The sequence below is a fragment of the Megasphaera sueciensis genome (genome assembly GCF_050219315.1).
Taxonomy (GTDB): Bacteria; Bacillota; Negativicutes; order Veillonellales; family Megasphaeraceae; genus Megasphaera_A; species Megasphaera_A sueciensis.
The window spans coordinates 39,136-59,072 of record NZ_CP116939.1; the positions used below are offsets into that span (position 1 = coordinate 39,136).

General features: G+C 39.9%; 20 protein-coding genes and 1 tRNA gene. All 21 read left to right on the forward strand.

The window, feature by feature from the left end; all coding sequences use genetic code 11:
* Positions 1-199 precede the first annotated feature (199 nt).
* The 21 genes from NXG62_RS00170 (at position 200) to NXG62_RS00270 (ending at position 19,913) form a co-directional block, all read left to right on the forward strand.
* The gene (locus NXG62_RS00170; RefSeq protein WP_427113051.1) at positions 200-1,216 is read left to right on the forward strand and encodes an inorganic phosphate transporter; all 1,017 of its coding nucleotides are present in this window, start codon (positions 200-202) and stop codon (positions 1,214-1,216) included.
* Positions 1,217-1,371: 155 nt separating this feature from the next.
* Positions 1,372-1,794, forward strand: coding sequence for a hypothetical protein (locus tag NXG62_RS00175; protein WP_427113052.1), 423 nt, complete (start codon positions 1,372-1,374; stop codon positions 1,792-1,794).
* Positions 1,795-1,830: 36 nt separating this feature from the next.
* Complete coding sequence (gene polA / locus NXG62_RS00180; protein ID WP_427113053.1) at positions 1,831-4,464, forward strand: DNA polymerase I; 2,634 nt, start codon at positions 1,831-1,833, stop codon at positions 4,462-4,464.
* Between the two features lie 9 nt (positions 4,465-4,473).
* Entirely contained in the window at positions 4,474-5,298 is an 825-nt protein-coding gene (mutM, locus tag NXG62_RS00185) for a DNA-formamidopyrimidine glycosylase (RefSeq protein WP_427113054.1), read from the forward strand.
* Between the two features lie 8 nt (positions 5,299-5,306).
* The gene (gene coaE / locus NXG62_RS00190; RefSeq protein WP_427113055.1) at positions 5,307-5,945 is read left to right on the forward strand and encodes a dephospho-CoA kinase; all 639 of its coding nucleotides are present in this window, start codon (positions 5,307-5,309) and stop codon (positions 5,943-5,945) included.
* Positions 5,923-6,501: a lytic transglycosylase domain-containing protein gene (locus NXG62_RS00195; protein WP_427113056.1), complete on the forward strand. Its 579-nt coding sequence runs from the start codon at positions 5,923-5,925 to the stop codon at positions 6,499-6,501. Before coaE ends, NXG62_RS00195 begins: the two co-directional genes overlap by 23 nt.
* 8 nt (positions 6,502-6,509) lie before the next feature.
* Positions 6,510-6,595, forward strand: a tRNA-Leu gene (locus NXG62_RS00200).
* A gap of 88 nt (positions 6,596-6,683) precedes the next feature.
* Positions 6,684-7,283, forward strand: coding sequence for a hypothetical protein (locus NXG62_RS00205; RefSeq protein WP_427113057.1), 600 nt, complete (start codon positions 6,684-6,686; stop codon positions 7,281-7,283).
* 139 nt (positions 7,284-7,422) lie between these two features.
* Positions 7,423-7,884 carry a ribosome maturation factor RimP gene (rimP, locus tag NXG62_RS00210; protein WP_427113058.1) on the forward strand — a complete coding sequence of 154 codons (462 nt, stop codon included), beginning with the start codon at positions 7,423-7,425 and terminating at the stop codon, positions 7,882-7,884.
* Positions 7,885-7,899: 15 nt separating this feature from the next.
* A complete protein-coding gene (gene nusA / locus NXG62_RS00215; RefSeq protein ID WP_427113059.1) occupies positions 7,900-9,045 on the forward strand; it encodes a transcription termination factor NusA in 1,146 nt (381 codons plus the stop codon).
* Between the two features lie 10 nt (positions 9,046-9,055).
* Positions 9,056-9,316, forward strand: a complete 261-nt coding sequence (gene rnpM / locus NXG62_RS00220) for an RNase P modulator RnpM (protein ID WP_427113060.1) — start codon at positions 9,056-9,058, stop codon at positions 9,314-9,316.
* Positions 9,313-9,627: a L7Ae/L30e/S12e/Gadd45 family ribosomal protein gene (locus tag NXG62_RS00225; protein WP_427113061.1), complete on the forward strand. Its 315-nt coding sequence runs from the start codon at positions 9,313-9,315 to the stop codon at positions 9,625-9,627. The genes rnpM and NXG62_RS00225 overlap by 4 nt, the downstream gene beginning before the upstream one ends.
* Before the next feature lie 17 nt (positions 9,628-9,644).
* Positions 9,645-12,281 carry a translation initiation factor IF-2 gene (gene infB / locus NXG62_RS00230; protein ID WP_427113062.1) on the forward strand — a complete coding sequence of 879 codons (2,637 nt, stop codon included), beginning with the start codon at positions 9,645-9,647 and terminating at the stop codon, positions 12,279-12,281.
* 17 nt (positions 12,282-12,298) lie between these two features.
* On the forward strand, positions 12,299-12,646 hold the full coding sequence (gene rbfA / locus NXG62_RS00235; protein ID WP_427113063.1) for a 30S ribosome-binding factor RbfA: 348 nt from the start codon (positions 12,299-12,301) through the stop codon (positions 12,644-12,646).
* 8 nt (positions 12,647-12,654) lie between these two features.
* The gene (locus NXG62_RS00240; protein WP_427113064.1) at positions 12,655-13,599 is read left to right on the forward strand and encodes a DHH family phosphoesterase; all 945 of its coding nucleotides are present in this window, start codon (positions 12,655-12,657) and stop codon (positions 13,597-13,599) included.
* Positions 13,596-14,480, forward strand: coding sequence for a tRNA pseudouridine(55) synthase TruB (gene truB, locus NXG62_RS00245; protein ID WP_427113065.1), 885 nt, complete (start codon positions 13,596-13,598; stop codon positions 14,478-14,480). Before NXG62_RS00240 ends, truB begins: the two co-directional genes overlap by 4 nt.
* Before the next feature lie 11 nt (positions 14,481-14,491).
* Positions 14,492-15,436: a bifunctional riboflavin kinase/FAD synthetase gene (locus NXG62_RS00250; RefSeq protein ID WP_427113066.1), complete on the forward strand. Its 945-nt coding sequence runs from the start codon at positions 14,492-14,494 to the stop codon at positions 15,434-15,436.
* A 73-nt stretch (positions 15,437-15,509) separates the two neighbouring features.
* On the forward strand, positions 15,510-16,694 hold the full coding sequence (locus tag NXG62_RS00255) for a PLP-dependent aminotransferase family protein (RefSeq protein WP_427113067.1): 1,185 nt from the start codon (positions 15,510-15,512) through the stop codon (positions 16,692-16,694).
* A gap of 68 nt (positions 16,695-16,762) precedes the next feature.
* Positions 16,763-18,592: a DNA helicase RecQ gene (recQ, locus tag NXG62_RS00260; protein WP_427113068.1), complete on the forward strand. Its 1,830-nt coding sequence runs from the start codon at positions 16,763-16,765 to the stop codon at positions 18,590-18,592.
* A 5-nt stretch (positions 18,593-18,597) separates the two neighbouring features.
* A complete protein-coding gene (locus NXG62_RS00265) occupies positions 18,598-19,389 on the forward strand; it encodes a thymidylate synthase (RefSeq protein WP_427113069.1) in 792 nt (263 codons plus the stop codon).
* Complete coding sequence (locus NXG62_RS00270) at positions 19,389-19,913, forward strand: dihydrofolate reductase (protein ID WP_427113070.1); 525 nt, start codon at positions 19,389-19,391, stop codon at positions 19,911-19,913. The genes NXG62_RS00265 and NXG62_RS00270 overlap by 1 nt, the downstream gene beginning before the upstream one ends.
* The last annotated feature ends 24 nt before the right edge of the window (positions 19,914-19,937 follow it).

A 19,937-nucleotide genomic window follows, 5' to 3' on the forward strand; every position in this document is an offset into this window, starting at 1 on the left:
ATGAAGGTGTATCTTTATGTGCCGTTTTACGGTATATATGATGGGAAAATAGGTTGGTTACTCATAAGAAAAAGTATAAAATAGTTATGAATATTTCTATTCTTGGTATTACCGGAATAGAAATATTGAAATAGTATTGAGGGAATGGTGGTTTTTATGAAAAAATGCAAGATGGCAGTAAAAAGAGGTGGATACAACTATGATTGATACGTATTTGATGATGGCCGTTGTTGTCTTAGCTTTGTTTTTTGATTTTATTAATGGATTTCATGATACGGCTAATGCCATTGCGACTTGTGTATCAACGCGGGCTATCCGTCCGGGAATTGCTATCCTAGGTACTGCTGTATTGAATTTTGTTGGTGCTATGATTTCTACGGGAGTTGCTAAAACTATTGGCGGAGATATTGTTATATCGGCTAATTTGATTAACGAGGTTATTATTATTGCCGGACTGATAGGAGCTATTATTTGGAATCTTGTTACATGGTGGTTTGGCATGCCTTCCAGTTCATCACATGCATTAATAGGCGGTCTTATTGGGGCAGTCTGTTTTTCCGTTGGTATATCGGCGTTAAACGGAATAGGAATACTTAAAATTATTTTATCGTTAATCCTTTCACCTGTAATTGCAATTATCGTTGGGTATCTTATCATGCATCTAGTGTTCCATGTATGTAAAGGCTTTAAGCCTGCCAAAGTTAATTTATCTGCTAATCGTTTACAGGTAATGTCAGCAGCGCTTATGGCATTTTCTCATGGTTCCAATGATGCGCAAAAATCTATGGGGATTATTACGTTAGCGTTGTTATCCGGAGGATTTATCGGTACATTAGAAGTTCCTATGGTGGTCAAACTACTGTGCGCAGCAGCTATGGCGGCAGGTACCAGTGTAGGCGGCTGGAAAATTATTCGGACAGTAGGCGGTAAAATTTTTAAGATGTATCCAATTCATGGGTTTGCGGCAGACTTGAATTCAGCATTTGTTATCCTTGTAGCTACACTGCTGCATCTTCCTGTATCGACTACCCATGTTGTATCAGGCTCGATTATGGGCGTTGGTGCGGCAGAACGGGTAAAAGCGGTACACTGGAATGTTGCCAGGCAAATGGTGTTTGCATGGGTATTAACTATTCCCTGCACAGCTCTTATGGGTGCTGTTGCATACTATTTTATCAGTCACGTTTTTACAAACTTTTTGTCCAATTTACTATAGGATCGAAATATTTCATTTTACCATAAGATAGTCACATCCAATACGTGTGGCTTTTTCTTTTTTTTGCTCTTTTTGTATAACGAAATTTACGTTATAATAAAAGATAGTGTGAATAAAATGATAACGCTTGTGATTTTTATGATAGGAGGATAATCATGAAGTGTAAAAACTGTGATAGAGAAGCCGTATATGATGACGGTTTGTGTGAAAGCTGTCATCGGGCAGCTGTAGAAAATGAACGGGTTCAAGTTCTTTCGAGAGAAGAGAAAAATAGTTTTCGTGGTAAAACGATTGATGCAGATGGCTCAGTTCATGATTCGGCTGAAGATAACCAAACTATTTTCGGTACGTTTTTTCGATCTCAAGCAAAACAAGAAGAAAATCAAAATCCACATGTGCATATCTATTCAACAAATAGACTTCCACTGCGTATAAAGTTTGCTATTGGTTTTATTTTATTATGTATTGTAGCTGTGATTTTTGCTGCTTTGAGTTTGCTTGTATACGCGGCCCCCTTTATTATCGGCTGTGCCGTTATTTATTTTGGTTACAGCATTATCAAATCTTTAATGCATTAACTGTAGTAAAAATCGACGATTGACGGAGATGTTTATATGAAAGAAAAATTAGCCATTATTGACGGTAGCAGCCTGTTGTATCGGGCATTTTATGCTATGCCGCTATTAACCGATAGCCAGGGACGATATACGAATGCCGTATATGGTTTTTTAAATATGCTGTTAAAGCTATATGAAGAATTAAATCCGCAGTATGTAGCCGTTGCATTTGACAAAGATAAGCATACGTTTCGAAATGATATCTATGATGGCTATAAAGCTACGCGCAAACCGGCGCCCGATGAATTAAGCCCACAATTTTCCCTTATTAGGGAAGTATTGTCCTGTTTGGGAATCTCCGTACTGGAATTGCAGGGATATGAAGGTGATGATATCATCGGTACAATAGCCAAGAATATGGAAAAGAAAAATGTAGAAGTGGCTGTTGTCACAGGAGACCGTGATGCGCTGCAATTAGTTGATCAGGATATTACTGTTCATTTGACAAAAAAAGGAATTACGACTATGCTGGCCGTGACGCCGGAAGTAATGAAAACTGAATATGGCTTTACGGCACTGCAGGTTATTGATATGAAAGCACTTATGGGCGATTCGGCCGATAATATACCGGGAGTTCCAGGAGTTGGCGAAAAGACTGCATTGAAACTTATTACGGCATATGGAACATTAGAAGGTGTGTATGCCCATTTAGAAGAAATATCCGGGAAAAAATTAAAAGAAAAACTTCTTGACGGCAGAGATAAAGCTTTTTTGTCTAAGGAACTTGCAACAATACAGTGCAATGTGCCTATTGAATATACCATTGATATGTTTTCACCGCAGCCGCGGATGGAGGAAGTGGCTGCTTTATTTCGCAGCTTGGGATTTAAAAATTTGCTGAACCGTTTTTCTGCATTTGACCGGTTTGCCGCAGTAAATACAAATACATCGTTGGATAAACCAAAATTGCAACTATTGACGGTACAGGAATTACCGCCCGAAAAAATTAAAAATCAGATCATTGCCGTGGAAGCCTTGTATACAAATGATCTTCCTGTACCACACATGACGGCTTTGGCTGTGGCTGTGCCGGAAGGGGTGCTTATGGTTCCCCACGATAAGGAAGAAGCGTATTTGAAGGTACTTCCAAACGCTTTGCTGGTGGTCACTTCTGATGGGAAAAGGCTGACTAAAGCTACGTCTGCTTATGTAATGACCGAGGAAGGAGCTTTGTTTGATTACAGCAGTACCAATGTAAAAGTAGAACAATTCCCTCTGGCAGATTTAACACTGGCCGCGTATTTGCTTGATCCGACACGCACGACTTATGGATTATCGTATTTGTCGGAACGATTTGGCGTGTCGTTTGATGAAGATATGACGGATGATGCGCATAAAGCTGCCAGTGCTGCACAATTTGCACTGCAAGTCTGGTCGCAGGTACAGGAATCTTTGAAAAATACTGGCCTTCTTCCCTTGTATGATACAATAGAAATTCCGTTGATTCATACGCTGGCAATCATGGAAATGAATGGGTTTACTGTGGATGTACAAAAACTGGGTGCTATGGAACAGGAATTATCATTGGCTGCGGATCGCTTGGAAGAAGCCATTTATGATGATGTAGGTGAAGTGTTTAATATCAATTCCACAAAACAACTTGGTGTTGTTTTATTTGAAAGGATGGGTCTGCCTGTAGTTAAGAAAACCAAAACAGGGTATTCTACCGATTCTGAAGTGTTAGAAGAATTAAAGGACAAACATGTTGTTATTCCTAAAATCTTACAATTTCGGGCTTTGAAAAAGCTGATTTCTACATATCTGGAAGGGTTGGAACCACTTATTTTACCAGCTACAGGACGAATTTATACTTCTTTCAATCAAATGGTAACGGCAACGGGACGTCTTAGCAGCTCGGATCCTAACTTGCAGAATATCCCTATCCGTACAGAACAGGGACGTCGTATCCGTTCACTTTTTATACCAGGAAAAGGGTATACATATATTATGTCGGCTGATTATTCGCAAATAGAACTGCGGCTGTTAGCCCATCTTTCTCAAGATCCTACAATGATAGACGGTTTTCTTAAAAAACAAGATATTCATCAACGCACAGCTTCAGAGGTATTTGGTATACCTCTTGAACAAGTTACAGCGGAACAGAGATCTCATGCCAAAGCCGTTAATTTTGGTATTATTTATGGGATCAGTGATTTTGGATTGGCCCGTAATATCAATGTTTTACGTAGTCAGGCTAGAGAGTATATACAAGCATATTTTAATCGGTATGATCACGTGCGCGGATATATGGATAGTCTGATTGAAACTGCTCGCAAGACAGGTATGGCTAAGACCATGTTTGGACGCATACGCATGCTTCCGGAAATCAACAGCAAAAATTTTAACCGGAGGTCTTTTGCTGAGCGGACTGCCATGAACACACCGATTCAGGGAAGTGCTGCCGATATTATAAAAATGGCCATGAATTCGGTTCAGAAAGAGCTGGAACAGCGTAGATTGAAATCTTGTCTTTTAGTACAAGTTCATGATGAATTAGTGTTGGAAGTACCTGAAGAAGAACGGGAAGAAGTAGCGAAAATATTAAAAGATAAAATGGAACATGTCGTGGTTCTTTCTGTACCATTGACAGTAGACATCAATTATGGAATAAATTGGGAAGAAGCAAAGTAGGAGGATGAAATGCCGGAACTGCCGGAAGTAGAAACGGTGCGACGATATTTGCAAAATCATCTGCCCGGAAAATCAATACAGAAAATAGAGATTTTTTTACCGAGACTTATTAAAAATGCAACGCCGCAGCAATTTGCTGCAGCACTTGAAAACAAAAAAATAAAAAGTGTGGAACGGCGGGGAAAATATCTATTTCTGCATATGGATGGACCACAATCTCTGCTGATTCATCTTCGCATGACTGGGCGTCTTACATATGAAGAGGAAAATTCTTCTGTACTGCCGCGTTTCAGCCGCATTATTTTTCAATTGACACAAGGACGGATGCTATATGGTGATGTACGGACATTGGGCTGTTTGTGGTTGATTCCTTCTGTTGGTTTGACGGGTGTCAAAGGCTGTGACACATTGGGACCGGACGGAACAAGCCCCAATTTTACTGCGGCGTATTTAAGGCAAAAGCTGAAAAATAATACGCGGACGATTAAAAGTTTTTTACTAGATCAAACAAACGTCGCCGGATTGGGCAATATTTATGTTGATGAAGCCTTATTTGCAGCTCAGATAATCCCCCTGCGCCGTTGTAATCGTATTGGTAACAAAACGACTGTACGATTACATGATGCTATCGTCCGTGTTTTAGAAGAAGGAATCATGTACGGTGGAACGACAATTCGCGACTTTATCAACGGAAGTGGAAAAGAAGGGAAAAATCAGCATAATCTTTGTGTTTATGGCAGAGAGGGACGTCCGTGCCCTGTTTGTGGAACGGAAATTGTATATATAAAAGTAGCCGGAAGGGGAACCCATTATTGCCCGCAGTGCCAGAAGTAGGAGGAATAATGTATATTATAGGCGTATCTGGTGGTATTGCTTCAGGAAAAAGTACAGTTATCAATATATTGAGAAATTATGGTGCATATATTATTGATTGTGATGAATTGGCTAAAGCTGTCGTAACCCCAAATTCTTTCGGATTACAAGCGGTGGCATCGATTTTTGGTCCGCAGGCTGTTTTGTCTGATGGTACGATGAATCGGGCATATATAGGGAGTATAGTTTTTAATGATGTAGAACAAAAAAAAAGGTTGGAGTCTATTTTACATCCGTTAATTCATGAAAAAATCGATATAGAAATAAAAAGATTGCAAAAAAATAAAAAAGCAAAGATAGTTTTCCTTGACATGCCGCTTCTTTTTGAGTTAAAATACTATCTGTACGTTGATGAGGTATGGTTGGTATATGTAGATCCGGTAACACAGTTACAACGCTTGATGGACCGGAATAATTATACTGCAGATGAAGCATCGGCGCGCATCCATGCTCAACTTCCTATAGATGAAAAAAAGTCATTGGCTCAAGTTATCATCGACAACACGGGTTCACTGGAATATACAGAGGAACAAGTGCGGATACAATGGAATTTACTGTTATCCAGGGGTAACCTTGGGGGAGGGAATGTTGAGGCAGAAACGGAATAATAAACGAACAATTGTCGTAGCGATACTGCTAGTTTGTTTCTCCTGCGGGTATTTTTACACATGGAAAGATGCGTTGATGAGAGAAATAGCATATCCTTTGCAATATGATTATATGGTTCGGTATTATTCCTATGAAAATCATGTACAACCTGCTTTAGTGGCGGCGGTTATTCTGGCAGAAAGCAAGTTCAAGGAAGATGCCTCTTCTAAGCGGGGAGCTAACGGTTTGATGCAGATTATGCCAGAAACCGGCATATGGATTGCAGAACAGATGGGAATGAAGAATTTTACCCCCGATAAACTCAGAGATGTACGGACTAATGTTAAAATGGGTACATGGTATTTGGCATATTTGCTGAGGGAATTTGACGGCAATCAAGTATTAGCATTGGCAGCGTATAATGCTGGGCGAGGCCATGTCGACAGTTGGATAAGCAAGTATGGATGGAAAAAAGATTTTTCGGAAATTGAAAAAATACCCTTTTCAGAAACTAGAGAATATGTTAAAGTGGTATTGCAAAATGAAGAGCAGTACAAGAAATTATATGATTTTTAGTTCATTATGCGGTTGTGGCGGAATGGCAGACGCGCTGTCTTCAGGTGGCAGTGATCTTTCGATCGTGTGGGTTCAAGTCCCACCAACCGCACCACTATTTTACTATGGATAATGTATTGACTGAACGTATACGACAATGGAATATAACTTCCGTTCTCCCACTCCGTGTGGGAGATTTTAAATTGACAGAAGAATTTAGAATGATAACGGAAGATGGACACGATAAGGAATTTATTATTTTTTCTTATCAAGATTCCCGCAATGGGTGGTCCGTACGTGCAACTTTCAATCCGGTTTCGGAAGAATATGCGGTACGTACTGATATTTGCATGCTGGAATTTGCTCTTATTGAATTTATTACGGGAGATTTTGATGTATTTACACATATGGTAGAAAAACGTCTTCCTCAGTTGATTCAATGCTATTATGTGAACCGATCGGCTAATTTTACCGTTATTTTTAAAAATAAGGGAATAGCTGCCGTTAATTGGGAGGAACTCCTTCCAAAAGAATATAAAGGCTTTAAGCGGTTAATAGAGCCTTCTCAGGCAGTACGGATTATTAATGGTTCGTACATGATTGTTTCTTATTATCAAAAAGAAACACGAAGTGGTTTATCTGTTATGTATAATATTCTGCGAGATGATTTTTTTGCGGAACAGCGAGTTCATAATTTTCCTAATCTAGTTCATGATTTTGATGGACATGATTTAAAAAAATTGGAAGTTTCTCTTGGTCAACATCTTACGTCTGTTTTAGATGGTATACTAGCAGAGAGCTGAGCTGATTTAAAGGCTTTTCACTGTTGTCAGATGGGTATGATAGTGATATACTAAAAGTAATTAAGTTATTTTTTTGAGAGTGGGTGTAAACCCACTCTCAACTTTTACCCACACTATTTAGAAAGTACAGGGTGACAAAATGAAGCGGGAAGAAATCGAAAAAATTGTAACGGAAGAAGTAGAACGGATTATTGCAGGCACACCATTAGAGTTGGTTGATGTGGAGTATGTGCGCGAAAAGAACTGGTATCTGCGAGTGTTTTTAGATAAAGAAGGCGGAATTGATTTGGAAGACTGCCAGTTTGTTAGTGAAAAACTCAGCAAAATACTTGATATAAAAGATCCTATCATTGATAATTATCTGTTAGAGGTCTCTTCTCCTGGATTGGATCGCATCCTTAAAAAAGATTCGGATTTTATTCGTTATGAAGGGTGCATGGTAGACATTCATTTTTTTAAGGCGCATAAAAATACTAAGCTTCTTGTTGCGGAACTTGGTAAAAAGCAGGATAATGGAACACTTATAGTACGTGTGGACGGAATAGAAGAAATATTGAATACTGAAGAGATTTCTCAAATACGGCTGCATATTGATTTTTAGTTGGAGGTTATTAACGTGAATAAAGAGTTACTAAGTGCCATTGAATATTTGTCTAAAGAAAAAAATGTATCTCCGGATGTTATTTATGATTCGCTGGAAGCTGTCTTAATTACGGCGTATAAAAAGGAACCCGGAGCTAACGGCAATGCTGTTGTTACATTAAATCGCAATACCGGTGATTATCGTATCATGGCACCTAAGACGGTCGTGGAAACTGTGGAAGATAAGGAAAACCAGATTTCATTGCAATTGGCCCGTAATATTGATAATGGATATGATATAGATGATGTTGTCAATGTGGATGTAACACCGAAAAATTTTGGCCGGATTGCTGCTCAAGCAGCTAAACAGGTCATGATCCAGCGCTTGCGCGAAGCAGAACGCAGTATTGTTTATGATGAATTTTCCAATCGTACGGATGATATCATAACCGGTATTATTCAACGCATCGAACAGAAAAACATTTATATTGATTTGGGGAAGGCGGAAGCCGTGCTTCCTGTTTCTGAACAAATTCCGACAGAGACGTATACGGTAGGACAACGAATCAAATGCTATGTTGTAGAAGTTCGTAAAACCACTAAGGGAGCACAGATTCTTTTATCCCGCACCCATCCTGGACTTTTAAAACGATTGTTTGAATTAGAAGTACCTGAAATATATGATGGTGTCGTAGAATTGAAATCGGTTGCCCGTGAACCGGGGCGCCGGTCGAAAATTGCTGTTTATTCCCGTGATGAGAACGTTGATTCTGTAGGTGCTTGTGTAGGCCAAAAAGGGATGCGCGTGCAGAATATTGTAACGGAATTGCAAAATGAAAAAATAGATATTGTAAAATGGGACGAAGACCCCGCGGTTTATATTGCGAATGCACTGAGTCCGGCACAAGTTATTTCTGTGACAGTAGATGAAAATGATAAATCTTCCAGTGTTGTTGTTCCCGACTATCAGCTATCCCTGGCTATCGGAAAGGCCGGGCAGAATGCCCGGTTGGCAGCAAAACTGACTAATTGGAAAATAGATATCAAAAGTGAGACGCAGGCAGGGCAGTTAGCATCTGCAAATAATGAAACAGGAACTAAAGATGTAATTGATGATTTGGATATAATGGGAGAAGCTGTGGTTCCAGCAGAATTGGCTGAAGAAAATATGAAATCATAGGAGAAGAGCCATGAAGAAAAAAAAGGTACCTTTGCGCATTTGTGTAGGCTGTCAGGAACCGAAAAATAAAAAAGAAATGATTCGTATTGTTCTTACACCGGAAGGCAATGTGGAAATTGACAAGACAGGGAAAAAATCTGGTCGTGGTGCATATATCTGCGCAGCAAGTGAATGTTTGGAAAAAGCGTATAAGGAACATCGCTTGGAACGTTCTCTTAAGACAAAGGTCTCTGATGAAATTTATGAAACGTTGAAACAGGAATTATTATGACACAAAAAGAACAGATTTTAAGTTTTTTAGGGTTAGCATATCGATCTCGCAGATTAGTTTGTGGAGATTTTGCTGCACAAAAGTATTTAAAACATCATACAGTTCCTCTTTTGTTTTTGGCATCGGACGGTGGTTCAGATAATGTTAAAAAATATCGGTATTTGTCGGAACAAAAGAAAATAACTGTTGTTGATATATTTACGAAAGAACAATTGGGCAGATCAATAGGAAAGGAAAGGCATGTAGTTGTCCTTTTAACTGATGCGGGATTTGCCGAGGCCATAGATAAAGTGTTAAAAACGATGGAGTAACATAAGGGGGTAACTAGATGACGAAACGAGTATTTGAAGTAGCACGGGAATTAGGTGTAGAAACCAAAACCGTCATCAAAACACTGCAGGATAATAATATTAAGGTTGGTAACTTCAGCGGTGTTGATGATCATGCAAAAGCCATATTGAAGAGGACTTTTGCACCTAAAAAGCAGGAACAAAGGGAAACGGTACGGGCGGCAGTTCCAAAACATACTAAAAACACATATAATAATGCGGCTCAACAGACTACTAATAAAGGAAACGTACCGCGGCGGGAAGGAAACGATCAAGGCGAACGGCAGCATTCCAGCCATTCTTCGCATTTAGAAACAACCGTTAAAAGCGGTATACAACAGAAAAAGTCCAGAATATCTACCGGATCGACACGGGATCATGACAACCGGGATAATAAAAAGAAATTCTCTAATTCGCAAAATCAACAGCACCGCGATGGAAAATTTACCAATTCAGGTGGTCAGCGTCAGAACAGTCAGGGTACTCAAAAAAATGACAATAGAGGAAAGCAGCACCCCGATACTCGTAACGGGCAGACTACGAACAGTCAAAACAGTCAGCACCGGGAAGGCAACAGCCAACCTTCCAGACAACAAGGCAATGGTCAGGCCGCTAAGCAGGGAAGTAATAAACGCACAAAATATTTTGCCCGCCCTCAGCAAAATAACGATGCACACAATAATCACCACGATAAAAACAATAAACATACCCAGGCAACAGGCCATGACAATAAAAAAAATACATCAAACTCCAAAAACATCAATAGACCCCATACATTGTTATCCAACGTTTTAAATAAAAACAAAAATAAGAATAAAGGCCATAGAAGCATACAGCATGGCCAGCGCGAAGGGTTTACTATGAACGCAGAAACAATGAAAAAAAAGAAATATCCCACCACTCTTGAAATAGGTGACAGCATTACTGTTAAAGATTTTGCGGAAAAGCTGGATCGTGAAGTCGGTGAGGTTATTAAAAAACTTTTGTTAGGCGGCATTATGGCAACAATCAATCAAGAAATTGATTATGACACGGCAAGCCTTATTGCTGATGAATTTAATGTTTCCGTAACGAAAGCGGCACCGCCTGAAGATCCTACGGAAATCGAGGAAATTATTGATCCGCCCGAGTCATTGAAGCTTCGTCCTCCTGTTGTTACTATTATGGGGCATGTCGATCATGGTAAGACCAGTCTTCTCGATGCCATCCGCCAAACCAATGTAACCAGCCATGAAGCCGGGGGCATTACACAGCATATCGGCGCATATCAGGTTCGTTATAATGGCAAAAAAATTGTATTTATGGATACGCCGGGGCATGAAGCGTTTACCGCTATGCGTGCTCGTGGGGCGCAGGTTACAGACATTGCTGTTCTTGTTGTTGCAGCGGATGATGGCGTTATGCCGCAGACGATTGAATCTATTAATCATGCTAAGTCGGCGGGTGTCCCTGTTATTGTAGCTATCAATAAAATTGATAAGGAAGGGGCCAATCCTTCGCAGGTTATGCAGCAATTAACGGAATATGGTCTAGTTGGAGAAGAGTGGGGCGGGGATACTATCATGGTACCCGTTTCTGCACATAAAAAAATAGGTTTGGATGAACTGCTGGAAAATATTCTTGTTCTTGCTGAAGTATTGGATTTAAAAGCAAATCCCAATCGACCAGCACAAGGTGTTGTTATTGAAGCTAAACTTGATAAAGGCCGCGGTTCTATGGCGTCAGTCCTCATTCAAAAGGGAACACTTCATGTGGGGGATACGGTTATCGTTGGTACGTGTTACGGGAATGTCCGCGCCATGACCAATGAACGGGGAGAACGCATGAAGAAGGCGGAACCATCTATACCTGTTGAGATTCTCGGCCTCAATGATGTTCCTGAAGCAGGGGATATCTTAAACGTAGTCGATGAAAAAACGGCACGCTCTGTAGCGGAAAAACGTATGGAAAAGAAACGTACATCTGAACTGCATCAGCATCAGAAGGTTACGCTGGATGATTTATTTAATCAGATACAGCAGGGAGAATTAAAAGAACTTTCCCTTATTGTTAAAGGGGACGTGCAAGGATCGGTGGAAGCTCTAAGCCAATCATTAGAAGGCATTAAGAGTGAAGAAGTACGGATTACGATTGTCCATGCCGGTGTAGGAGCTATTACTGAATCGGATGTTATGCTGGCTTCGGCTTCCAATGCTCTCATTATAGGGTTTAATGTTCGACCGGATGCGGCGGCGCGTAAGATGGCTGAACATGAGCATGTAGATTTGCGTACCTATCGGGTTATTTATGATGCCATTAATGATGTAGAAGCGGCTATGAAAGGGATGCTCGAAAAGAAAATGGAAGAAAAGGTGCTGGGACGTGCTCAAGTAAGAAAAGTTATTACCACACCGAAGGTCATTGTTGCTGGTTCTTACGTAACGGAAGGTAAAATGTCCAGCAGTGCAAAAATACGTTTGATTCGCAATGGAATCGTGGTTCATGAAGGGGAGGTAGATTCTCTTCGCCGTTTCAAGGACGATGTTAAAGAAGTTCAGGAAGGCTATGAATGTGGTATAACGCTCGAAGGGTATCGCGATGTTAAAGAAGGCGATGAAATGGAAGCGTATATTATGGTTGAAGTTGAGACGGAATAAAGTGAGGAAAAGCAATTATGGGAGAAATGCGAGTACGAAAAATCCAAGAGTTTATCAAGCAAGAAGTCTCTAATATACTCCTTAAGGAATTAAAGGATCCGCGGATAGGGTTCGTTACTGTTACAGATGCCAAAATTACGGGGGATTTACGGGAAGCTACGGTTTATGTAAGTTTGTTTGGTGATGAAAAGCAGAAAAAAGATACGTTAACGGCTTTAAAAAGTGCGAATGGATATATTCGTTCCGAAGTAGGAAAGCGGTTAAAAATCCGTTATTCGCCAGAAATTCAATTTAAAGAAGATCAATCTTTGGATTATGGCATAAAAATCGATAAAATTTTGAAAGATATAGAAAAGAAGGATTGACGGACTATATGGAAATCTCATCTGAAGGAATTAAATCTCTTCTGGAGCACTATGATAATGTTATGCTAACGGCACATGTCAATCCAGATGGAGATGCGATTGGATCATTAGTTGCTTTGCGTGAATGGCTGGCACTTTTGGGGAAAAAAGTCATTATTGCTATTGATGATACTATAGAAGATAAGTTTCTCTTTTTGCAAGGTGTGGATCAAATCGTTAAACCGGAAACTGTTGTAACCGATGATTCATGGTTGACCGTTATTCTTGATGCTACCGCAGTGGAAAGGATTGGTTCTGCTGCGCAATGTATCAAGGGAAATGTATTGAATATCGATCATCATATTTCCAATGAGCATTTTGCTGATTATGAATATATTCGGGCTGATTTTGCTGCAACAGGAGAAATATTAACAGATTTATTTCAGCGCTGGGATGTTTTGATTACGGATTCTATGGCAAATGCTTTATATTTAGCGATTGCTACAGATTGTGGTTTCTTTAAATTCAGCAATACAACAGGACATACACTCCGGATGGCAGCGGATCTTTTGGATGCCGGGGCAAAGCCTAATCATATTTCAGAACATTTAGAAGAACGCTCATTGGTTAAATTGCGTGCTATTTCTGAAGTATTGAAACATATTGAATTATTTGCGAATAATCGTATTTCCGGGATTACTTTCGATACAGAATTGTTAAAGTTTACAGGTGAACATACGGGTGGATATATTGATTATGCCCGCTCAGTTAAGGGAACAGAAGTAGCCTTTACGATTAAATATATCAAAGATAAAGAGTCTCGGGTCAGTTTACGTTCGAAAAGTGTGGATGTAAATTCCATTGCAGCGGTATTTGGCGGTGGTGGGCATATACGGGCTGCCGGCTGCACGATTAATATGAATTTATTGGATGCGAAAAAGCATCTTGTGAAGGAACTCTTGAAGGCTCTATGAAAAATGGAATTTTAAATGTATTAAAACCTACAGGAATGTCCAGCCATGATATTATTGGCCAAATCCGCCGTATCTATTCTATGAAAAAAGTTGGACATGCGGGGACTCTCGATCCGTTGGCAGCAGGCGTTTTGCCTGTGTATTTAGGACAGGCGACGCGGCTTATCGAATATGGTGGCAACGAGATCAAAACATATCATGCGGAGTTTCTATTTGGCTTAGCAACAGATACGGAAGATATTACAGGAACTGTTGTTGCCCAAGGGATAATTCCAGATATGGATGCGGCTATGTTAAATACCTGGTTGCAGGAACGGTTTGTCGGGGATATGGAACAAAGGCCGTCGCAGTATTCTGCGGTCAATATTAATGGTGTTAAAGCGTATAAACTGGCCCGGCAGCATCAGCAGTTTACATTGCCAAACAGACGGGTCACTATTTTTGAGATTCGTCTGTTGCAATATCATCGTGGCCGGGGACTTATATCTGTTACTTGTTCTAAAGGTACATACATGCGTTCCTTGGTTCGTGATATAGGTGAATCGCTGGGAACGTGTGCCGTCATGTCCTATTTAGTCAGGATTAAAGCGGGACTGTTTGATATTGATGATGCGGTAACATTGGAAACTTTGGAAAAGGATCCTGTACGGTATATATTACCTAGTGATATGGGAATACAACAGATGACACGGATTAATTTACCATTGGAAGAATGTCAATTTCTTCTGCAAGGGCGGGCAGTGTCTTTTGCCGGACGAAATTTTGAAGAGGGTGTGCCTTTGCGCATATATGGTCCTGGGGAGATATTAGTGGGCATTGGCTGTTTTAATAAAGAGCATCATATTATACGACCCCATAAAATGTTTACGGGAGTATTGTGAGGTAACTGTACATGCAAGTGTTTCATTCATTTGAAGAAGTCGCAGGTTGTCCCAATGCTGTTATTGCGTTAGGTACGTTTGACGGGATACATTTGGGACATCAAAAAGTTATGCAGGAAGCCATAAAGAAGGCGAAGAGTATAGGGGGAACGGCTGTTGTTGTTACTTTTTCAGCCCACCCGTTTTCTGTGCTTTGTCCGCAGCGAGAACCTGTACGCCTGGCGACGGTAGACCAAAAAATCCGCTATATTTCAGATTTAGGTATAGATGCGTTGATACTATTGCCAATGAATCGTGCATTGATTAGTGAAACACATATTGATTTTACTAACCGATTGTTAAAATACTTAAAGCCACGTGGCGTTGTAGTAGGAGATAACTTTACATATGGTGCGAAAGCTGCTGGAAATACGGCAACTCTTAAGGCGGCTTTAATGCAGCAGAATATACCCGTTTACGTACTTCCTCTGTTGGAAACACCCGGGCGGACAGCTCCCGTCAGCAGTACCGTTATACGGAAAGCTGTTCAGCTGGGCCATATGGAAATGGCGGCGGCACTGCTGGGAAGAGCATATGAATTAGAAGGTATGGTTGTGGAAGGCGATAAGAGAGGAACTACTATTGGATTCCCTACGGCTAATATGTTAATCCCTTTACAAATGGCTATACCACCGGATGGAGTATATGTCACAGAGATGAAGGCTGGGGAGTGTTGGCTGCCAGCTATGACGAATATTGGAGCTAATCCGACTTTTACTAATCAATATAGACGGATCGAAACGCATATTTTGGATTGGCAGGGGCAATTATATGGAGAGAAAGTACGTGTTCGTTTTTATAAGCGGCTTCGAAAAGAAGTAAAATTTATCAATGCAGAAGATTTGATTCATCAAATGGAATCAGATAGAAGACAGACGCTATCTTACTTTTCAAGAATGGGAAATTGCAAAGCCTGATTATGTGTGTTATAATTGTTCCACTGGGAAGGATTTACTTATCTGCACGTAGTGCTTAGAAGGAGTGGTAAGAATGGTAAAATTTTCAGATTTTGCGCAGACGCTACAGTCGTCAGACATCGCAGCCTTATTAAAATTAACGGAACAGCCGGAAGTAATTTCTTTTGCTGGCGGGCTTCCTGCCCCGGAATTGTTTCCTATTGAAGAAATGAAAAAGGTCGATGTAGCAATACTGGAAAAAGAGGGCCGTCAGGCCGTACAGTACGGCACTACCGAAGGTTATGTTCCCTTACGCGAAGAAATCGCTAAAAGAATGAAACAAGCCTTTTTCGTAGACTGCAAAGCTGAAGATATTGTTGTAACGACAGGTTCTCAGCAGGGATTGTTTATCTTATCTCAGATTTTGGTCAATAAGGATGATACTGTTCTAATGGAAAGTCCCTCTTATATGGGGGCTATCATGGCATTTGATCCGGTTTGTCCGAAATACACAGAAGTACCTACTGATGACAAAGGGATAATTCCAGAAGAATTGGAAAAAATTCTTGCATCTGACGCCAAGGTAAAAATGATTTATGTTATTCCTGATTTTCAAAATCCAACGGGTATTACTTGGCCGATGGAACGCAGAAAGGCTTTTATGGACATCATCAATAAATATGATGTAGTTGTTGTAGAAGATGATCCTTATGGTGAACTGCGGTATGACGGAGAAAAATTACCGTCGCTGAAATCAATGGATACACAAGGAAAAGTTGTATTTCTCGGTTCATTCTCCAAAATTTTTATGCCAGGTCTGCGATTAGGCTGGACTGTTGCAAACCCGGAAATCATTGATAAATTTGTTAAGTTTAAGCAAGCTGTTGATCTAGGAACTTCCACGTTTGGTCAGCGTCAGGCTGCCTATTTTATTAAAATGTTTGATTTAGATGCACATGTGACGGAAATTAAGGCCCTTTATGCAAAACGCCGTACTTTGATGTATGAATCCATGCAAAAATACTTCCCCAAAGGAATCACTTTTACCTATCCTGAAGGTGGTTTATTCACGTGGGTAACTTTGCCAGCATATATGGATGCTAAAGAAATGATGCCTAAGGTAATTGCAAAGCAAGTTGCGTATGTACCTGGCGGTATTTTTTATCCTAACGGCGGCAATGCGAACCATTTCCGTTTGAACTATTCCAATATGCCGGAAGATCGTATTGTCGAAGGTATCCGACGGTTAGGAGAAGTGTTAAAGGCAGAATTGAAATAATTACGTTGATGGTGGAAAAAGGACATGCTTATAGGCATGTCCTTTCTTTGTGAAAGGGAGGAACATTCTTGCAGCCTATTAATATATTAAAAAAATATTTTGGTTACACAACCTTTCGACCGGGGCAAGAAGAGATTATCAATGCACTGCTTTCTGGCCGTGATTGTTTGGCGATTATGCCGACAGGAGCAGGAAAATCAATTTGTTTTCAAATACCGGGACTCCTATTAGACGGAATAACGATAGTTATTTCTCCGCTTATTTCACTTATGAAGGACCAGGTAGATTCTTTAGTTAATCAACAAATACCGGCGGCCTATATTAACAGCCAATGTACTTTTCCGGAAATGAAAGAAAAATTTTCATTGATTCGCAGTGGTAAAATAAAATTGGTATATGTGTCTCCAGAACGATTGGAAAATGAATTTTTTATGTCGTTTATGAGAGCTATGAACATATCATTGGTTGTTATTGATGAGGCTCACTGTGTTTCCCAATGGGGACATGATTTTCGTACGAGTTATTGCCATATTAAAGATTGGCTGGAATCATTGCAGCCTCGACCGGTTGTCGGAGCTTTCACGGCAACGGCGACGGAGAAAGTAAAAACAGATATGATGAGTTTGCTGGGGCTGCAGGAAGAAAAAATATTTATTGGTGGCTTTGATCGGCCCAATTTATATTTCAATGTTGTGAAAGATGTTGATAAAACATTTTTTGTTTTAGACTATTTGACTAAGCATGAAAGCGATAGCGGCATTATTTATGCGGCAACACGTAAAGAAGTGGATCGTTTATATACAGATCTTCATAAGCATCACATCAAGGTAGGCCGTTATCATGCCGGAATGAGCGATGAAACACGGCGTACTATGCAGGAAAGATTTACTTATGATGAAATACGAGTGATGGTAGCAACGAATGCATTTGGAATGGGAATTGATAAGAGCAACGTCCGCTTTGTCATTCACTATCAGATGCCTAAAAATTTAGAAAGTTATTATCAAGAAGCTGGAAGAGCCGGTCGGGACGGTGCTCCCGGAGAATGTATTTTATTGTTTAGCCGGCAGGATATTATGGTACAACGGTATTTGATAAAAATGTCCTGTCATGATATGCAGCAAAAACTGAAGGAAGAACATATGTTGCGGTGCATGATTGATTACTGCGAATGTCATACTTGTCTGCGTCGATATATTTTGGAATATTTTGGTGAACATTCTCAATGGGAGAAATGTGGTCATTGCGGAAATTGCGATAGAAAAGTAGTAGAGGAAGATAGGACACTCCCGGCGAAAAGTGTATTCATATGTGTGGATGAACTTAAAGGACGATTTGGAATGACCATGATATGCGATATTTTGAAAGGGAGTGCCAATGCAAAAGTCAAACGGTATGGATTTGATCATACCGTATCATATGGGATGTTAAGCCGATTTTCTCTTAATGAAATACGTGATTTTGTGCGACAATGTATTGAAGATCGGTATTTAGAACAGACTGAAGGACAATATCCTATTATTTCTCTTACTGCTGCCGGACAAAATGTGTTGGCTGGTACAGCTAAAGTACTGCAGAAAGTCGCGGTTCCTTCTTCAGCGGAGACATTAGAAACTAAAAAGAAGGATGAACATGGCGAAGAAAGCATACTGATAGATGAAAAAAAATTGCGGCCTGTATTTGAACAACTTCGCAATTTGCGATATAATCTTGCAAAAGAGGAACATATTCCACCTTTTGTTATTTTTACAGATGCTACGTTATGGGAAATGGCGCGCACCTTGCCCGCTACGCTGCAAGAAATGGAACGCATAAAAGGAGTGGGAACTTTTAAATTGCATAAATATGGCAAACAGTTTTTAATGACGATAGAAAAGCTTAAAAATATACAGAGGTGATTCTTGTGAGTAAAGCAGATGTGAAGTATTTGAACGTTGTTGAAAAAATAATTAAAGAAGGGTATTATTCTAATAACCGAACGGGTATTCCTACCTATAAACTGCCTCATCAAATCATGCAGTTTGATCTAAACGAAGAATTCCCTATTTTGACAACCAAATTTGTTGCTTTTAAAACTGCCGTTAAAGAGCTTCTTTGGATATGGCAGCTTCAAAGCAATGATGTCAGAGAGTTACAAAAAATGGGATGTCACGTTTGGGACGAGTGGATGCGTCCTGATGGTACGATTGGCAAAGCGTACGGGTATCAAATTCGTAAATTTAAGCAAGTAGACAAATTATTAGATATGTTGAAATCTGATAGTCAGAATCGACGTATGATTGTTTCTTTATGGAATATCGAAGATCTTCCTGATATGAGTCTGCAGCCGTGCGCTTTTCAGACATTATGGGATGTTACCGGTGATCGATTAAATTGTATGCTTATCCAACGCAGCGGTGACATGGGATTAGGTGTTCCGTTTAATATGGCGCAATATGCGGTGCTTGTCCATTTAATTGCCCAATCGGTGGGATTGAAGCCAGGATTGTTTACCCATGTTATCAATAATGCACATGTGTATGAAAATCACATAGACGTACTCAAACAGCAGTTAAATCGTCGTGATAAAGCGTTGCCGGCACCGAAACTTCTTATTAATTCTAACATTCACGATTTTTACAAGTTTACAATAGATGATATTGCGCTGGATAATTATCAGCACTTAGGAAAATTATCCATGGAGGTAGCTGTATAATGATTCATCTTATTGCCGCGGTAGATAAGAATCAGGGGATTGGAATCAATGGGCATCTCCTTTGTCATATTTCGGAGGATTTAAAACGATTTAAAGCACTTACCAGTGGGCATACCATTATTATGGGACGTAAAACCTTTGAGAGTTTACCTGGTATTTTGCCTCAGCGCCATCATATTATCGTGACAAGACAGAATCAGTATGAAAAGAATAATTCTCGTATTACCGTGTATCATTCAATAGAAGATGTAGTGGCGGCATTGCTGCCGGATAAGGACTATTTCGTTATTGGCGGAGCATCTATGTATGAGTCTTTTATGCCGTTTGCATATAGCCAGTATATTACAGAGATAAATGCGGTATTTACGGCAGATACTTTTTTCCCGAAATTTGTAAGAAAAGATTGGTATATTGCAGAATTACAAGAGTTTGCGGCAGATGAACATAATAAATATGCATATCGTTTTGCACGTTATGTGAGAAGAGGAATGTACCATTTAAATGAAATGACAAGTAATTTATAAATATTGAATTTGGTTGACATTAGT

Bases quoted from the DNA above. Each gene is read 5' to 3' on its own strand.
- NXG62_RS00170 (WP_427113051.1), top strand. From the start codon at position 200: ATGATTGATACGTATTTGATGATGGCCGTTGTTGTCTTAGCTTTGTTT.
- NXG62_RS00175 (WP_427113052.1), top strand. From the start codon at position 1,372: ATGAAGTGTAAAAACTGTGATAGAGAAGCCGTATATGATGACGGTTTG.
- polA (WP_427113053.1), top strand. From the start codon at position 1,831: ATGAAAGAAAAATTAGCCATTATTGACGGTAGCAGCCTGTTGTATCGG.
- mutM (WP_427113054.1), top strand. From the start codon at position 4,474: ATGCCGGAACTGCCGGAAGTAGAAACGGTGCGACGATATTTGCAAAAT.
- coaE (WP_427113055.1), top strand. From the start codon at position 5,307: ATGTATATTATAGGCGTATCTGGTGGTATTGCTTCAGGAAAAAGTACA.
- NXG62_RS00195 (WP_427113056.1), top strand. From the start codon at position 5,923: ATGTTGAGGCAGAAACGGAATAATAAACGAACAATTGTCGTAGCGATA.
- rimP (WP_427113058.1), top strand. From the start codon at position 7,423: ATGAAGCGGGAAGAAATCGAAAAAATTGTAACGGAAGAAGTAGAACGG.
- rnpM (WP_427113060.1), top strand. From the start codon at position 9,056: ATGAAGAAAAAAAAGGTACCTTTGCGCATTTGTGTAGGCTGTCAGGAA.
- NXG62_RS00225 (WP_427113061.1), top strand. From the start codon at position 9,313: ATGACACAAAAAGAACAGATTTTAAGTTTTTTAGGGTTAGCATATCGA.
- infB (WP_427113062.1), top strand. From the start codon at position 9,645: ATGACGAAACGAGTATTTGAAGTAGCACGGGAATTAGGTGTAGAAACC.
- rbfA (WP_427113063.1), top strand. From the start codon at position 12,299: ATGGGAGAAATGCGAGTACGAAAAATCCAAGAGTTTATCAAGCAAGAA.
- NXG62_RS00240 (WP_427113064.1), top strand. From the start codon at position 12,655: ATGGAAATCTCATCTGAAGGAATTAAATCTCTTCTGGAGCACTATGAT.
- truB (WP_427113065.1), top strand. From the start codon at position 13,596: ATGAAAAATGGAATTTTAAATGTATTAAAACCTACAGGAATGTCCAGC.
- NXG62_RS00250 (WP_427113066.1), top strand. From the start codon at position 14,492: ATGCAAGTGTTTCATTCATTTGAAGAAGTCGCAGGTTGTCCCAATGCT.
- NXG62_RS00255 (WP_427113067.1), top strand. From the start codon at position 15,510: ATGGTAAAATTTTCAGATTTTGCGCAGACGCTACAGTCGTCAGACATC.
- NXG62_RS00270 (WP_427113070.1), top strand. From the start codon at position 19,389: ATGATTCATCTTATTGCCGCGGTAGATAAGAATCAGGGGATTGGAATC.